Below are 15,678 nucleotides of genomic sequence, written 5' to 3' on the forward strand. Positions count from 1 at the left end.
TTATTTCCTTTTGGGTCATATTAAAAATCTCCTCTCTCATACTGACATTTTATCAGATTAAATTTAATATGACATTATCATAGAATATTTATAAATTGTTAATTTTCCTTGCAATAAAGTGATAATGATGATAAAATAATTTTTGTTAGATTACGAGGAGGTGAAACGATGGCAAATATAAAATCTGCTGAAAAGAGAATATTAGTCACTCAAAAAAAGACTGCATTAAATAGAGCTAGAAAATCAGAAATAAAAACTTACATTAAAAAATTCGAGTCTGCTTTACAAGCAAATCAAATTGATGAAGCTAGAGCATTACTAAAAACTATAGATAAAAAATTAAAGAGAGCAGCTCATAAAAATGTTATCCATATGAATCAAGCTTCTAGAAAAATAAGTCGACTTACAAAAAAATTAAATCAAGCAATGTAATAAAAACTTCGGAGAATCCGAAGTTCTTTATTTATAATTAGATTTTACAAGCTTTACAATTAAATTTTCCAGTTCGTATCTTTCATTTACAGCCTTGCTCTTAAGGGTTTTTTCAGTTTCAATAACAGCTTGAATGCACTTTGTCAATCTATCAATTGAATACCTATTGCTAATAGCTGATATCTTATTGTATTCATATGGTTTTATCCTCAGTTTAGCAGCAATATCTTCATCACTATAATTAGCTTTTCTATAGCTCTTATATGCTAGCTGCAATCTGAATTGTCTGTTTATCATATAAACTATCTTTATAACTGGTTCATCCATTAAATATATTTCCGAAAATATTTTTAATGAATTATCTACATTTTGTTCTCCAATTGACGTCAATAAGTCAAATATATTTTTATCTAGTAATTTTATCATAGATTTGTCGATGGTGTCTTTGTCAATTATCTCTTTGTTAGAATAGGAAACTATTTTAAGAATTTCATTTTCCAAATCATTGAGATTTAATTTTAAGTTTTTGCTTAGATATCCACTTTGTTGAATAAAATAGCTAATATTTTTCAGATCTATTTTTTTATTATATGCTTTTAGTTTTTCTTCGATCCACGACACTAAATCTTTCCCTTTTAATTTATCAAATAGTACAATTTCATCACTTTTAAAAGCTTTATATAATTTTGAATTAGCTTTGATTTTTTTATCGTTATCAATTAATATGAGCACTTGATGATTTCCTAAGTCACTTAATAAATCCAAACTGATCTCATTATTGTAATTTTCACTCAATATTTCAGGGCTATATACAACGGTTATTTTTCTCTGCGCTAAAAATGGTAAGGTTACTATGCTGTTTTTTAAATTTTCAATATTAGCGTCTTTTAAGTCTATTATAGATAGATTCATCCCTTCTGTTCCCTTTGGTATGTTTGCATCAATGAGTTCATTTAGCGCTTCATTCATTAAATAGACTTCTTCACCCGTAAATAAATATTTTTCTTTAAAGCTATTTTTTTTAATTGATAGCATAAATTCATTGTAATTCATTTAGTTTTTCCTCCATTTTTAGATAAGTTCTTACCTGTGCATTTGCAACATAGATAAAAATGATGAATGCTAAAATATCATTTCTTCTAATGTTTAAGTATTTTATTAAATCTTCTCGATAAAATGGCCCTCGATATGGCTTTATCATAAATCTGTCATTCTTTATTATAACACTTATAAGTCCCATCTCATCAGTTCTGTAGATACTACTATTTGCATTCATAAGTGTTTGTAGTGTTTGTGCTGAAGGATGCCCATACATATTATTTTTGCCAACAGAGATTATACTAACTTTTGGCGACAATTCATCTATTAGCTCAGGAAAAGAGGAAGTATTGCTTCCATGATGTGCTACTTTTAAAATGTCTATATCCAAATCTTCATTGTTCTCATGCATCAGTTTGTTTTCAACCTCTTTCTCTATATCACCAGTAAAAAGCAATTTAATGCCATTAGCATTTACTAAGCAAACTAGTGAATTGTTGTTTTCATTATCATATAATAAAGCATTATTTGTTGGCCACAAAATATCTATAGTTAATTTATCACGTAAATAAATATCATTATTAGCATTCAATTTATATACTGAAATATTATTTTGTGCAATAGCATGTAAAAATTCATCATCTGTTGGATATCTAGCTGATATTATTTTATCAACTGGCAAATTCTCAATTATTGATAAGCTTCCTTTATAATGATCATCGTGATAATGAGATATAATTAAAGCATCCAACTTACTCACTCCGGATTTTATAAGATAAGGCAGCGTTATATTTTCTCCAACATCATAATCCGAAAAAGCCGAACCTCCCGCATCTATCAAAATATTATTATCTCTATATCTAATCAATGCACTATCTCCTTGTCCTACATCAATAAAATCAATCACTATGTCATCAATGTCTTTGTATATGTCCATTGAATATACAATAATAAATATAATTGTAAAATAAAAAATAACTTTTATTATTTCTTTTTTTAAATTCGATACAATGCCTTTGTTATAAATGAGTACAAGAATCAAAAAATAAAGCATCATATCTAAAATTGAAGGTGTCTTGAAATTAAAATCCAAAACTGAAAATTTTAGAAACACATCAGTTAATATTTTTTGAAAGTTCATAGTAATATTCAAAAAATAAGTTAATTTGCTAAATATCAAAGACAGAAATCCAATTATCAAATTCAGACTTGCAACCGGAACAATGATTAAATTTGACAATATTGATATAAAATTGAAAGTGTTAAAATAGTAAATTTGTACTGGCAGAAGGCATAGATTAACAGCTAAAATAATTGACAGATTATCAATTATAAATCCTTTGAGGGGATAAAAATATTTTTTTATTCTATTTGAGAATACAACAATTGAGAAGCTAGCTGTGTATGATAATATAAACCCAATACTAAATATCCAAAACGGATTTAATAGTAAACTTATAATAGCAGCAATATACAATGAATTTAATGAATCATATGGTTTATGGAATAATGCCGCAAGTAGACTGAGTGAAAACATTATAATAGCTCTGACACAGGATGCTGGAAAACCAATTAAATAACCATATATAAGTATCAAAGTAATTGAAATAAAAACATTTATTTTTTTATTTACTCCAAGATGTGCTAGTGAGATAGATATAAACGAAGCTATTAGATTTATGTGTAAACCAGATACTGCTAACAAATGTAATAGCCCTATATCTTTATATGTATCATACTGTTCATCTTCAAGATAACTACTGTCTCCAAGTATTGTGCTAACCATTAGGTCGCGACTATCTTTTGACAAATTATCAAAATTTGATATTACGTAATTTTGAAATTTAGTTCTTAAATTATAGTAAGCTGAAATGGCTTCATCATATGTGTAAATTTTTGCACTATCTTGATAAATAGTATAGTGTATGTTTTCAGCCAAAAGATACTTTTTATAGTTGAACATATTTGGATTTGTATTCTCTTTCGCCTGTTTAATAATCCCCGTAAACTTAAGTTTTTGGCCTAGAACATAATTCTTATCTTTGTCAGTTGTGAGCAATATTTTTTCATTGCAAACATCACTATCAACCGAAACTAGCTTGATTTTCATTTTAGTTTTTTTCTCATCGGTTTTAATGCTATCAATAACACCTATATACTGATGATTGTCACTGTTATACCTATCTAAGCTGCTTATTAAGTTAATATTGCAAATAAAAAGCCCAATTAGTAATGATGCAAAAAATAAACTAAAAAAATATCTTAGATTGTCTTTAACAACATAAAGAACTAATAATCCTATAAAAATGATAAATACTGTAATCATTAAAGTTAATTCGAAAAAATATGAAAACAATATTCCACTTATAAGACCAATTATCAATAAGAAAGAAGGCCTTTTCATTATATTCTCCTCAATAATTATCAAATGTATAATATAATTATATCATAGAAGTATATTTATGGTATTATTAAACAAAGGAGATGAATATTATATGTCAAAGAGAATATATTGGGAAAATCCTTATTTAACTAATATAGATGCCTATGTAACCGAAAAGTACCTTAAGGATGGAAAGTGTTATCTGAAGCTAGACAAAACAATTTTTTATCCAGATTTATCAGGTGGCCAACCGAGAGACTATGGTTACATAAATGATATAGAAGTCGAGGATGTGTATGAAGATGGCTCTGACATAGTTCATGTTCTAAGCGGAAATGTAGATAAATTAGATGTAAAGTTATCAATTGATTTTGATAGAAGATTTGATCATATGCAGCAGCATACCTCTCAGCACATACTTTCGGCTGCTTTCTTTAACATATTTAATTGGCAAACAGAAAGCTTCCATATGGGAAATCAATATAGTACTATTGATCTGTCAACTAGAGACATAACCGAAAATGAAATTCAAAAAGCTGAAATCCTTGCAAATAAAATCATACAATCAAATTTTAAAGTATCCACATATATAGTTAACAAAGATAACTTGAAAGCTATTCCTATAAGGAAAAATATAACTATAAATGAAAATATAAGAATTGTCGAAATAGAAGGACTGGATTACTCAATATGTGCGGGTACCCATGTCTCTTCAACAGGAGAAATTGGGATAGTAAAAATAATAGGGTATGAAAAAATAAAATCTATCATAAGAATCAAGTTCATTTCAGGTCAAAGAGCTTTAAATCATTACTTAACTGTATATTCGACAATTGATACGATAAGAAAAAATCTCTCGACTAACGAAAATGATTTGGTAAATAAAGTAAGCGAAATATTAGAACAAAACAAGTCACTACAAAAAAAGAACGTCAACTTAAAAAATAAAATAGTTGAACTAAAAGCTTTTGAATTAATATCAAAATTACAAAGAATAAATAATTTTAAATTCATTATTGAATCTTTCGATGATGAAGACGCTATATACATTGATAATATCAGACACTATATAAGAAATAATCATGAAGATATCTTTCAGGTTTACACTTCAGAATCAAGTAACAGTGTGCTATTTACTATTTCTAAACCAAAATTATTTAGCATAGACATGAAAAATGTATTCTTAGAATTATCAAAAATGTATGAGATAAAAGGCGGCGGCAATAACGACATTATCCAGGGAAATATAAATTCTGAATTTAGAAATGATTTTATTAATAATGCGATATCAATTATAGTTAGCATGTTGACTAGAAAGGGATAAAATTATGCATTTGTAAATAAAAAAGCCACATAAGTGGCTTGAAATCAATGGCGGGAGTATGTGGGAATCGAACCCACCCAAGAGGCTCCTAACCCCTCGCGCTGGTTTTGAAGACCAGAGGGCACACCAGCACCCATCTACCCCCATCAACACAAATTCAATTATATAATATTTATAAGGAATTAGCAATACTATTTTCTTTAAAATAATAACCTACTCCCCATTTAGTCATTATATATTGAGAATCTTTGGGATTATCTTCAATCTTTTCCCTTATTCTTCTAATGTGTACATCAACAGTCCTCAAATCACCATAGTACGCATACCCCCAGACTCGCTCTAAGAGTTCTTCACGTGTGAATATCTTCCCAGGATTAGATGCCAAGACGTATATCAAATCGAATTCTTTACCAGTCAATGATATTTCTTGCCCAGATTTCGTTATTTTCCTGCCAATAGTATATATTTTTATGTCAGATATTTCTATGACATCATTGTTATATTCAAACTTTATGTCAGATGTTCTTCTGAGTATAGCTTTTATGCGAGCTTTCAATTCTAGAATGTTAAATGGCTTAACTAGATAATCATCAGCACCATATTCAAATGCCAAAATTTTTTTAATATCATCATCAATCCTAGAAATAAAGATAATTGGTATGTTGGAGAAACTGCGAACACTCTGGCATATAGTCAAGCCATTAGATTTCATAAGTTGAAGTTCAGTTACCAAAATATCATAGTGTTTCTTCTCTATTAATTCAACTATGTTCTCACAGTCAGAATAAACATCTATTTGAAAACTATCTTGTTCAAAGCTATATTTTAATGTTTTAGTGAAGCTTATATCAGGATCTAGCACTAAGATTCTCTCGCCCATTTTTACACCTCAATTTATTCTATTAAGTATCTTTTATCATCATCTCTCTTAGTTAACTTGATTTGATCAAAATGCTCAAGTAATGCTATAGCAAATTTTCTATTGGTCTTCAACAAGTCTCTATAAATTGGGACAGTTATAAATTCATTTTCCTTTAAATAATCCCGCAAAATTTCCTTTGCTGTTTCATATTTGCTGGAGCTTATTATATAATCATCTCCTAATTTTATTATATCACCTGTGTTAATCATATAGAAAACTAAGTTTTCTATTTTCTTTTTGTCATATTTATTCGCTAGAATGAGCATATCATCTATCTTTGTTAAATTAAAACCTTCTCTATCCAAAATATCGATGATACTATCTTTGATAATATTGTCCGAATCAGATAAACTAGGTTCAAAATCAGGGAGAGCTAGTAAGTCCTTAAATTGCTTTATTACTCTTTTATTTATTAAATACTCTATAATCATATCCCCTAACTTTTGCTTATTTTTACCTAAATACTTAGTCCTTATTTCTTCTTTTGGTATTCCATATCTCAATGGGTATTTTTTATGAAAATCTTCTAATTCTATTTTTATAGAATCTATCAAATCTTGTAATTTATTTACATGTACTGGAAATATTTCTTTGTTTATTTCAAAGTTAACAACTTTTCCCTCATCTTCTAATCTTTTAACTTCATTTACTATGTTCGTCTCTAATAGAGATAGCTCAACTGCTATATCTTTTGTACTGTAAAATATATTCTTCTCATTAATTAATATGTTTTCAATATGATCAAGAATTGTGCCTTCTTCTTTTAAAGCTAGTTCTTCTATTATATCTTCATCATATCTTTTCCTTTTACCAGGATTTGCTACTAGTATTTCTCCTCCTCCGACTGTAAACATAGGAGAATAAAATCTCAAAATAAATCTATCTTTTGCTTTTGCAACAGTCTTTTCTTCTAATCTGAGTTGTGCAAATGCTTCTTCTCCAGGCTCTAATATGTCTCTATCCAATAGAACGATTCTACACATTATTTCATCAGTGCCTAAATAGAGTTTCAATCTTGTTCTGTTTTCTATTGGTTTTTCTAAGTTTTTTAATAACTTCACTTTAACATCAAGCATCATAGTTTCTTTCATTGTATCTCTAGGAGCGATGCAGTCTCCTCGACTAATCTCGTCTTTTTTTACGTTAGCTAAATTTACAGCGACTCTTTGACCTGCATATGCTTCTTTTACATCTTTATCGTGCACTTGCAAGTTTCTTATCTTTGTAATAATTGATTTTGGGTATACTTCAACTTCATCTCCAACTTTAAGCACACCACTCAATAAGGTCCCTGTGACAACTGTTCCAAAACCTTGAATAGTAAATACTCTGTCAATAGGTAATCTCGGAAGATCATTAGTGTCTTTTGGCTCAATCAAATTAGACAATCTATTAATTTCTTCAATGACTTCATTTATCCCAATTCTTTTTGTACTAGAAACAGGAATTATCTTTGAATTTTCAAGAAATGTACCCTTTACACTCTCTTTTATCTCTTCTTTAACTAATTCTAACCAATCTTCGTCTACTAAGTCAGATTTAGTTATGACAACAAACCCATTTTTTACGCCAATTAAATCTAAAATTGCTAAATGCTCGATGGTTTGTGGCATAACACCTTCATCAGCAGCTACTACAAATAGTATTATGTCTATTCCAATTACACCTGCTAACATGTTCCTAATAAATTTTTCATGCCCAGGAACATCTATTATGCCAGCTCTCTGACCACTTGGCAAATCAAAGTAAGTAAATCCTAGTTCTATAGAAATTCCTCTTTCCTTTTCTTCCTTCAATCTATCTGTTTCTCTACCTGTTAGTGCTTTTATTAAAGTAGTCTTACCATGATCTATGTGCCCAGCTGTACCAATAATGATATGGTTCATTTTTTACTCCCCTTAAATATTTTCATAAGCATTTAGTATTGCTTTAATAACTATATTTTCTTCATCTTCTCTTATTGTTCTAAAATCAAATAATATCCTATTCTTAAATATTCTAGATATAATAGGTATTTCATAATTTCTCAAATTTCTCTCAAAATCTACTATATTTCCTTTGCGAAGTTCTATTGCTAAGCATTTTGTATTTAACTTTTCTAATGGCAAAGAACCACCACCAATTTCTGAAAAGTCATCTACTATATCAAAATTAATATCTTCAGAATTTATTTCTTGTTTTAAAATATTGATTACCCTTTTTACTTGTTCTTCTATTTTTTCTATGCTCTTTACCATCATATTCAATGTTGGAATATTAGATATGGCTTTAGTTTCGTCTAAATAATACCTAAACGTTGCCTCTAACGCAGATATAGTGAATTTATCAACTCTTAATGCTCTCGTCAATGGGTTCTTCTTCATCTTATCAATTAATTCTTTTTCCCCAACAATTATACCTGCTTGTGGTCCTCCCAATAATTTATCTCCACTGAATGTTACGATATCAGCTCCGTTTCTAATGCTGTCTGACACAGTTGGCTCATAACTTATTCCATATTTAGTCAAGTCTATCAATACTCCACTACCTAAGTCTTCAATTAGCAAAACTTTATCGCTTTTTAGTTCTTTCAGTTCAGAAATTGGCACATCACTTGTAAACCCGAGTATCTTATAATTTGAAGTGTGTACTTTCATGATGCATGCGGTTTCGTCATCTATTGCATTTAAATAATCTTCAAAGTGAGTCTTGTTGGTGGTGCCAACCTCTTTTAAAATTGCTCCACTCTGTTCCATAACCTCTGGGATTCTAAATGAGCCGCCTATTTCTATTAATTCTCCTCTTGAAACAATGACATTTTTATTTTTGGCTACTGTGCTCAATACCAGTAGTACTGCTGCAGCATTGTTGTTTACTACTATTGCTGCCTCTCCACCTGTTACTTGAGAGATAATCTTTTCTAAATGCGAATACCTTGAGCCTCTCTTGCCACTTTCTATATCAAATTCCAAATTAGAGTAGTTTGTGCTTATTTTCATTATGTTGTCAATTATCTCAGGATTAATTAGGGATCTGCCTAGATTAGTGTGAATAATTACCCCTGTCGCATTTATTACTCTTTTTAAACTAAATTTATTTTTCTCTATGCTAGTATTGATTATATTTAAAATCAATTCATTTAAACTACTAATTATCTTGTTTTCATCATTACTTTGTATTAGTGATCTGATTCTATCAATTTCTTCATTTATAGCTTCAAGAACGATTTTCCTTGGTATTGTTTTTAAAAGATCTGAAATTCTATCATCAGCTAGAATTTCATCCACTTTTGGAATCATTTGATAGTATTTTATATTACTCACTTAAACACTCCCTTCATTAAATCACATGTAATACATGGTCATCTTGTTCTTTCACTTCTCCTACAACTCTATAATCAATATTAAAACCTTTTAAATTATTTTCCAGCTTAATAAGATCTATTGCACTGACTGATATTAATAGTCCTCCAGATGTTTGAGGATCGTACATAATATCTTTTAAATATTGGTCAACCTCTTTTTCAAATATTACTTTTCCCCCAATATGCTTTTGATTATTATACGCTCCAGCTGGAATTATACCCATCTGAGCATATTCTCTAGCTTCTTCAATATAGTAAATGCTGTTACTATTAATAAAAATGCTGACTTTGCTAGCTTCTGCCATTTCAAGTGCATGACCTAACAATCCAAATCCAGTTACATCTGTTATGCTATTAATTCCAGCAATACCTTCACATGCATTTTTTGCATATTTGTTCAATTTAGTCATAACCTCAACACATTTCTTATAAGCACTTTCACTGGCTATTTCACCTTTTATTGCTGTATTAATTATGCCTACACCCAATGGTTTTGTCAGTACTAAATAATCTCCTACCTTTGCATTGCTGTTTGATTTTACTTTATCAGGGTGTACAAATCCTGTAACAGATAATCCATATTTAGGTTCATCATCCGAAACACTGTGTCCACCTATTAATAAGGCACCCGCTTCTTTTACTTTGTCGTATCCTCCTCTTAATATCTCTGAGAGAACTTTGGGGTCTAAACAATCTGGGAAACATACAATGTTCATTGCCAATGTAGGTTCTCCGCCCATTGCATAAACATCGCTTAAAGAATTAGTTGCGGCAATTTGTCCATAAATATATGGATCATCCACAACGGGTGTAAAGAAATCTAAAGTTTGAATTATTGCTAATTCATCATTCACTTTGTATACGGCCGCATCATCAGATGTATCTATGCCAACTAATAATCTTTCATCATAATTCTTAGGTAAATTGCTCAGAACCTGAGCTAATATATCGGGCCCGATTTTAGCCGCTCACCCAGAACTTTTGGTTAGTTTTGTCAATCTTTTGTCCATGGTTTCACCTCTTAATTTGTAGTTATAAGTTCTTTTATAGCATTAAATTTAGCATCACCTATGCCTGAAACATTTTTTATGTCTTCTATGGTGCTAAATTTTGTTTTTCTTCTATATTCAATTATTCTATCTGCTAAGACATCTCCTATACCTGGTAAGTCTATTAATTCTTGTTTTGTGCAAGTATTTATATTTATTTTATCTGATGACACAGTGTTACCGCTGATATCTGAAATGGCACTATTTTCTTCAACTAAATTCGAGTCTACATTTTCGCCAACTTTAGGTATGTATATTTTTTCTTCGTCAGAAATTTTCTTTGCTAAATTAATTCTATCAAAATCAGCATCTTTAGTAAGACCACCAGCTAGGTTTACTGCATCTATTACTCTACCCCCAGAATTTAATTTATATAACCCTGGTTGATAAACTTGCCCACTTATATGTACCATAATTTCTGTAGGCAATTCAGCATTTTCCTCTTCTTCACTTTTATCAACTGTGTCATTGGTAATCAACAACTCAGATGCATCATTGTTGTCACTTGTTGGGTTCAAAAACAATATTAGTACAACTAATAATAGAGCAATAATTCCAATGAGTATTTTTTCTCTCTTGCTAAAATAATCCATATTGTTTTCCCTCCTAAAGGTTATATTTCTATTATACTATTTAAGAGAACATAATTAAATGGTTATTATAATCTAATAAATAAATGTAATTTCAATCAATTTTTTGATATAATATATACAACATAAAAATGGTGGTGGTAATTTGAAAAAAATCAAAATTATAAGTAGTATATTAGTAATCATTATAATATTTGGCCAATTTAATTTTGCGTCAGCTTCTTCAATGCCATCAAGTGCGAAAATAGAAGATGAAAATTCTTTACATATCGGCGCAGAAGCTGCAATACTTATTGATTATGATACAGGCCGAATACTATATCAAAAAAATATACACGAAAAATTATTCCCTGCAAGTACAACAAAGATGATGACAGCAATACTTGCTTTAGAAAATGGCAATTTAAATGATTATGTGACTATTGATCAAGAGATTGTAGATTTAACGTATGGAAGTCATATCGCTCTTGATTTAGGCGAAAAATTGACATTGGAACAATTATTGAATGGAATGCTAATAGCTTCAGCGAACGATTGTGCTCTTGCTATTGCAAAACACGTTGGTGGAAGTATTGATAATTTTGTTTTGATGATGAACGAGAAAGCAAAAGAGCTTGGAGCTTTGGATACGAATTTTGTAAATCCAAATGGCCTTCATGACGATAGTCATGTCTCTTCTGCATATGACCTCGCTCTTATTGGAAGATATTCTATGCAATTTGAAGAGTTTAGAAAGATAGTAACTAAAGTGACATACGAAATACCTCCTACTAACGTAAAAACGGAAACAAGATACCTCAAACTCACAAATAAACTATTGTTTAGCTCAGAGAAAGTTGAAATTGATGGGCAATTAATCCCAATTAAATATCCTTATGCTTTAGGAGTAAAAACTGGTTATACGAGTCATGCAAAGAATTGCTTGGTTTCATATGCAGAAAAAGATGGGCAGAATTTATTAGCAGTGGTTTTAAAAGCAAATGGAAACGAGGTATATCAAGATACTATTGAGTTATTAAACTACGGCTTTGATAATTTTGACAATGTAGTGATTGGATATAAAGATCAATTTATTGATAATATACCCATTAAGGATGGCTCTGTTCCATATATAGCTGGAATTATAGATAAGGATATTGCCTTTCCTATTTCAAAGCTGGATGCTCAAAATATTGAACGAAAAATTATTCTAAATGAAAATTTAAAAGCGCCCATTTCACAAGGGCAAATTATTGGAGAAATTCAGTATTTATTAGATGGAAAGCTTTTGGGGAAAGCTAATATTATTTCTTCTGCTAAAGTAGATATTAGCCCATATAAAAAATTTCCTACTAATGTTATTTATAACTGGTATTGGTTTGTTTTTATCTTCTATATTATAAATAGCTTGCATAAAAAGCACCAGAGAAAAAAGAAAAGAGAAAAAAGAAAAGCTATGCTCGATATGAGTTATGGTTCAAAATAAAAGGGCTTATAAATAAGCCCTTTTATTATAGAGTTGCAATAGCTTCGATTTCTATCAAACCACTTTTTGGCAATTGTGAAACCTCTACTAAGCTTCTAGCAGGTTTATGTTCTGTGAAATACTCAGCATACACTTCATTGATTTTGGAAAAATCATCCATGTTTGTCACATATACCGTCACTTTGATTACTTTTTCAATGCTTGAACCAGCTTCTTCAAGTATTGCTTTAACATTTTCTAATGAAACCTTAGTTGCAAGCTTGATATCATCAGTAACTAACTCTCCAGTAGATGGATCTATTGGCAATTGTCCAGATGTAAAAACTAAATTTCCAGCTATAATCCCTTGTGAATATGGCCCTATTGCTGCTGGTGCTTTTTTTGTATTAATGTAGTTTATTTCCATTACCTAATACCTCCTATTTTAGTGTATTTTCATATTCTTTCCACAATCTTTCAAGATTGTAGTATTCTCTATCTTCTTTTTTGAAAATATGAACTACAACATCATCATAGTCAAGAATAATCCATTTTGCAGACGAATATCCCTCTTTACCTGCAATGGTTTCATATCCATTCAATGTCATCTTGTATTCAATTTCATCGACAATAGATAATACTTGAGTAGTTGAATTACCACTTGCAATCACAAAGTAATCTGCTATAGAGCTGATTTTTTTTATGTCAAGTATTTCAATATCAAAACCTTTTTTGTCCTCTATTGCTTTCTTAATTATTTCTAATTTGTCATTAGTTAAATTCATTGTTATTTTTATTCTCCTCCTAACATTGTACTAATATTGATGAAATATTTGGTTTACAAGCTCTTTAGTTTTCTCTTCGTCATGAATGTAATATGAAACTCCATTCATCATTTTGGGATTACCTGGAAGTACATAAGTTTCTATATCCAGTGAATCTAAACCAAATATGCTAAATCCATATCTCATAGCCATAGTAACCGAAATATTGGTATCAACATTTGATTTGTATAGTTGAACCATCTTGGGAATTTTAGGTATATTCCTGAGTTTTAGAGTATCATCGATTACTACTTTTAGAAATTCTTGTTGAGCATCTATTCTTCCTAAATCTGCGTTTGCATATCCTTTTCTAAATCTCAAATATTGAAGTGCTTCATCTCCATCTAATATTTGCTGTCCTTCTTTTAAATCAATATGAAGCGGTGGATTAGCTGTTGGATCATCATATTTCATATCCATCGGGACATAAATTTCAACTCCACCTATTAAATCTATAAATTTACTGACTAAGTCATAGTCTACCACTGCATAATAATCGATATCTACACCTAATAAATTAGATACAGTACTTGTTGTTAACTCTGGACCGCCATAGGCAAAAGAATGATTTACTTTTTCTTTGAACTTTCTCCCTTCTATTGATGTACGAGTATCTCTAGGTATCGACATAATAGATAACTTATCATTCTTTTTATCTAAGTTAAAAAGCATTATAGTATCAGATCTAACCCCCTTAGCTTCTTTGACATTGCTCGCATCAACACCCATTAGTAAGAATGTTAAGTTAGAGTCGTCAAGTGAAGTCCCAATAACTACATTTACAACAAAAAATAAAACGACAAAAAATATTAGCCACTTAAAAAATATCTTGAAAAATGATTTCATTAGTTCCCCCTGTGCAAATTTCTAATGATGAAATTTCTAGCTTTATAGGTATCAGAATGTATTACATGATTTTTCTTTATTAAATACACAATAGTATTATTCATAGAAATAATTAATGCTTGATTTAAGTCTTTATATGCAGCTTCTCTTATCTTTTCTAAACCATCAAAGTTTCGACTTGGTTCAATCAAATCAGCTAGATAAATTATCTTTGTCAATAACGGCATATTTTCCTTACCAGTAGTATGGTATCTAATAGCATCTAATATTTCTTCATCATTTATGCCAAATTCATATTTGGCAATGGCCATTCCTAGTGGTGCATGTAATAATTCAGGATTTTCTAAAGTTTCCTCATCTAGAATTATACCAAATTTTTCAATTAGTTTCAATGATTCCTCATATCCAAGCGGTTTAGCAAAGTCATGCAGATAAGCCGCTATTAAGGCTTTGTCTCTGTCGGCGCCGTACTTATCTGCCAATTGAATTGCTGTATCTACAACTCCTTTGGTGTGCATATATCTATGTTCATCAAGTGTGTTTTTTATGATTTCATCGTAATTCATTCCCTTTTCCTCCATAAATTGTTATAACATCTCCTAATATCGAGTCAGGAACGAGATATTTTATTGAAAGTCCCATAGATAACCTATTCCTAATGAGAGTTGATGAAATATCAACATAAGGGCCTTTACTTTCAAATATCTTTGGACCATATTTGCTTTCCAATTCTTTTATTCTATTATTTACATCATTATTTTTGTAACTAGCTCTTTGATATACTATAAAGTTTGTCAGTTTTGCAACATCAGCAAAGTCTTTCCAAGAATCTAGCTCAAATAAAGTATCAGTTCCTATTATAAAAAATAGTTCTTCTTTACTATATTGAGATTTGAGTGTTTTTAGTGTGTCTATTGTATAATTAACTTTATCATATCTCAATTCTATGTCGCTCGAATTAAAGTGACAATTATCCATTATTGCTTGCTCAATCAACAATAAACGCAATCTGGCATTTATAATATCTTTATAGCTTTTATGAGGAGGGTTACCGTTTGGAATAAACAAAATCCTATCAAGTTTATATTCTTGTCTAACATATTCTGCAATGATTAAATGTCCAATGTGAATAGGATTGAATGTCCCTCCCAAAATACCAATAGGCATCCGTCTCATCTCCCAATATCTCAGTTTGGTAATTTAATTGTTTTATCCTTTGATTCTCTATATATTGTGATTTTTCGGCCAATATTTTGTACGAATTCTGCTCTTAATTGCGTTACTAACACTTCTATTATTTCATCTTGGTCTAAGCCTGAATTTCTCAGTACATTTATTTTCACAATTTCTCTTGCATTAAGTGCATCATCTACTTGTTTAATAAAATTATCAGTAAGACCGTTTTTCCCTACTTGGAAAATTGCCTCTGTATTGTTTGCTATCTTTTTTAGATAACTTCTTTGCTTCCCAGTTATCATATTAT

General features: G+C 30.0%; 16 protein-coding genes and 1 tRNA gene. 3 read left to right on the forward strand and 14 right to left on the reverse strand.

From position 1 onward, the window contains the following. The first annotated feature begins 168 nt into the window (after nucleotides 1-168). Nucleotides 169-432: a 30S ribosomal protein S20 gene (gene rpsT / locus BO51_RS07445; protein WP_496485438.1), complete on the forward strand. Its 264-nt coding sequence runs from the start codon at nucleotides 169-171 to the stop codon at nucleotides 430-432. A gap of 27 nt (nucleotides 433-459) precedes the next feature. Here rpsT and holA read toward each other — a convergent pair whose 3' ends face one another. Next, nucleotides 460-1,485 (reverse strand): DNA polymerase III subunit delta, encoded by a 1,026-nt coding sequence (holA, locus tag BO51_RS07450; RefSeq protein WP_496485440.1) that lies wholly within the window; start codon nucleotides 1,483-1,485, stop codon nucleotides 460-462. Further along, entirely contained in the window at nucleotides 1,472-3,874 is a 2,403-nt protein-coding gene (locus BO51_RS07455; protein WP_496485442.1) for a DNA internalization-related competence protein ComEC/Rec2, read from the reverse strand. Before BO51_RS07455 ends, holA begins: the two co-directional genes overlap by 14 nt. 91 nt (nucleotides 3,875-3,965) lie before the next feature. On the opposite strand from BO51_RS07455, the gene BO51_RS07460 reads away from it, so the two are divergent. Continuing rightward, nucleotides 3,966-5,177, forward strand: coding sequence for an alanyl-tRNA editing protein (locus BO51_RS07460; RefSeq protein WP_496485444.1), 1,212 nt, complete (start codon nucleotides 3,966-3,968; stop codon nucleotides 5,175-5,177). Nucleotides 5,178-5,225: 48 nt separating this feature from the next. Here BO51_RS07460 and BO51_RS07465 read toward each other — a convergent pair. From BO51_RS07465 to BO51_RS07490, 6 genes are all read right to left on the reverse strand, one after another. After that, nucleotides 5,226-5,322: transfer RNA gene (locus BO51_RS07465), tRNA-Sec, on the reverse strand. A gap of 27 nt (nucleotides 5,323-5,349) precedes the next feature. After that, nucleotides 5,350-6,057: a winged helix-turn-helix domain-containing protein gene (locus tag BO51_RS07470; protein ID WP_496485446.1), complete on the reverse strand. Its 708-nt coding sequence runs from the start codon at nucleotides 6,055-6,057 to the stop codon at nucleotides 5,350-5,352. 14 nt (nucleotides 6,058-6,071) lie between these two features. Beyond that, on the reverse strand, nucleotides 6,072-7,985 hold the full coding sequence (gene selB / locus BO51_RS07475) for a selenocysteine-specific translation elongation factor (protein ID WP_496485447.1): 1,914 nt from the start codon (nucleotides 7,983-7,985) through the stop codon (nucleotides 6,072-6,074). A gap of 12 nt (nucleotides 7,986-7,997) precedes the next feature. Further along, nucleotides 7,998-9,401, reverse strand: coding sequence for an L-seryl-tRNA(Sec) selenium transferase (selA, locus tag BO51_RS07480; protein ID WP_496485448.1), 1,404 nt, complete (start codon nucleotides 9,399-9,401; stop codon nucleotides 7,998-8,000). A gap of 16 nt (nucleotides 9,402-9,417) precedes the next feature. After that, a complete protein-coding gene (gene selD / locus BO51_RS07485; protein WP_496485450.1) occupies nucleotides 9,418-10,452 on the reverse strand; it encodes a selenide, water dikinase SelD in 1,035 nt (344 codons plus the stop codon). Nucleotides 10,453-10,463: 11 nt separating this feature from the next. Continuing rightward, nucleotides 10,464-11,084, reverse strand: a complete 621-nt coding sequence (locus tag BO51_RS07490; protein ID WP_496485452.1) for a helix-hairpin-helix domain-containing protein — start codon at nucleotides 11,082-11,084, stop codon at nucleotides 10,464-10,466. A gap of 142 nt (nucleotides 11,085-11,226) precedes the next feature. Between BO51_RS07490 and BO51_RS07495 the strand changes: the two genes are divergently transcribed. Further along, on the forward strand, nucleotides 11,227-12,546 hold the full coding sequence (locus BO51_RS07495) for a D-alanyl-D-alanine carboxypeptidase family protein (protein ID WP_496485453.1): 1,320 nt from the start codon (nucleotides 11,227-11,229) through the stop codon (nucleotides 12,544-12,546). A gap of 25 nt (nucleotides 12,547-12,571) precedes the next feature. Here the strand turns inward: BO51_RS07495 and BO51_RS07500 are convergent, their stop codons facing one another. The 6 genes from BO51_RS07500 to yhbY are packed head-to-tail and all read right to left on the reverse strand — an operon-like array spanning nucleotide 12,572 to nucleotide 15,673. After that, on the reverse strand, nucleotides 12,572-12,952 hold the full coding sequence (locus BO51_RS07500; protein WP_496485454.1) for a RidA family protein: 381 nt from the start codon (nucleotides 12,950-12,952) through the stop codon (nucleotides 12,572-12,574). Nucleotides 12,953-12,965: 13 nt separating this feature from the next. Further along, nucleotides 12,966-13,310, reverse strand: coding sequence for a ribosome silencing factor (gene rsfS, locus BO51_RS07505; RefSeq protein WP_496485456.1), 345 nt, complete (start codon nucleotides 13,308-13,310; stop codon nucleotides 12,966-12,968). A gap of 30 nt (nucleotides 13,311-13,340) precedes the next feature. Continuing rightward, nucleotides 13,341-14,195: an LCP family protein gene (locus BO51_RS07510; RefSeq protein ID WP_496485458.1), complete on the reverse strand. Its 855-nt coding sequence runs from the start codon at nucleotides 14,193-14,195 to the stop codon at nucleotides 13,341-13,343. Beyond that, the gene (gene yqeK / locus BO51_RS07515) at nucleotides 14,195-14,761 is read right to left on the reverse strand and encodes a bis(5'-nucleosyl)-tetraphosphatase (symmetrical) YqeK (protein WP_496485460.1); all 567 of its coding nucleotides are present in this window, start codon (nucleotides 14,759-14,761) and stop codon (nucleotides 14,195-14,197) included. Before yqeK ends, BO51_RS07510 begins: the two co-directional genes overlap by 1 nt. Then, nucleotides 14,748-15,362 carry a nicotinate-nucleotide adenylyltransferase gene (nadD, locus tag BO51_RS07520; RefSeq protein WP_496485461.1) on the reverse strand — a complete coding sequence of 205 codons (615 nt, stop codon included), beginning with the start codon at nucleotides 15,360-15,362 and terminating at the stop codon, nucleotides 14,748-14,750. The genes yqeK and nadD overlap by 14 nt, the downstream gene beginning before the upstream one ends. A gap of 20 nt (nucleotides 15,363-15,382) precedes the next feature. Next, entirely contained in the window at nucleotides 15,383-15,673 is a 291-nt protein-coding gene (yhbY, locus tag BO51_RS07525) for a ribosome assembly RNA-binding protein YhbY (RefSeq protein WP_496485463.1), read from the reverse strand. Between the last annotated feature and the right edge of the window lie 5 nt (nucleotides 15,674-15,678).

Source organism: Soehngenia saccharolytica DSM 12858 (genome assembly GCF_059568515.1).

Excerpts from the sequence above, each read along its gene's own strand:
- yqeK (WP_496485460.1), bottom strand. The coding sequence starts at position 14,761 with ATGAATTACGATGAAATCATAAAAAACACACTTGATGAACATAGATAT.
- BO51_RS07470 (WP_496485446.1), bottom strand. The coding sequence starts at position 6,057 with ATGGGCGAGAGAATCTTAGTGCTAGATCCTGATATAAGCTTCACTAAA.
- holA (WP_496485440.1), bottom strand. The coding sequence starts at position 1,485 with ATGAATTACAATGAATTTATGCTATCAATTAAAAAAAATAGCTTTAAA.
- BO51_RS07455 (WP_496485442.1), bottom strand. The coding sequence starts at position 3,874 with ATGAAAAGGCCTTCTTTCTTATTGATAATTGGTCTTATAAGTGGAATA.
- BO51_RS07490 (WP_496485452.1), bottom strand. The coding sequence starts at position 11,084 with ATGGATTATTTTAGCAAGAGAGAAAAAATACTCATTGGAATTATTGCT.
- BO51_RS07500 (WP_496485454.1), bottom strand. The coding sequence starts at position 12,952 with ATGGAAATAAACTACATTAATACAAAAAAAGCACCAGCAGCAATAGGG.
- BO51_RS07510 (WP_496485458.1), bottom strand. The coding sequence starts at position 14,195 with ATGAAATCATTTTTCAAGATATTTTTTAAGTGGCTAATATTTTTTGTC.
- yhbY (WP_496485463.1), bottom strand. The coding sequence starts at position 15,673 with ATGATAACTGGGAAGCAAAGAAGTTATCTAAAAAAGATAGCAAACAAT.
- rsfS (WP_496485456.1), bottom strand. The coding sequence starts at position 13,310 with ATGAATTTAACTAATGACAAATTAGAAATAATTAAGAAAGCAATAGAG.
- selB (WP_496485447.1), bottom strand. The coding sequence starts at position 7,985 with ATGAACCATATCATTATTGGTACAGCTGGGCACATAGATCATGGTAAG.
- rpsT (WP_496485438.1), top strand. The coding sequence starts at position 169 with ATGGCAAATATAAAATCTGCTGAAAAGAGAATATTAGTCACTCAAAAA.
- BO51_RS07460 (WP_496485444.1), top strand. The coding sequence starts at position 3,966 with ATGTCAAAGAGAATATATTGGGAAAATCCTTATTTAACTAATATAGAT.
- nadD (WP_496485461.1), bottom strand. The coding sequence starts at position 15,362 with ATGCCTATTGGTATTTTGGGAGGGACATTCAATCCTATTCACATTGGA.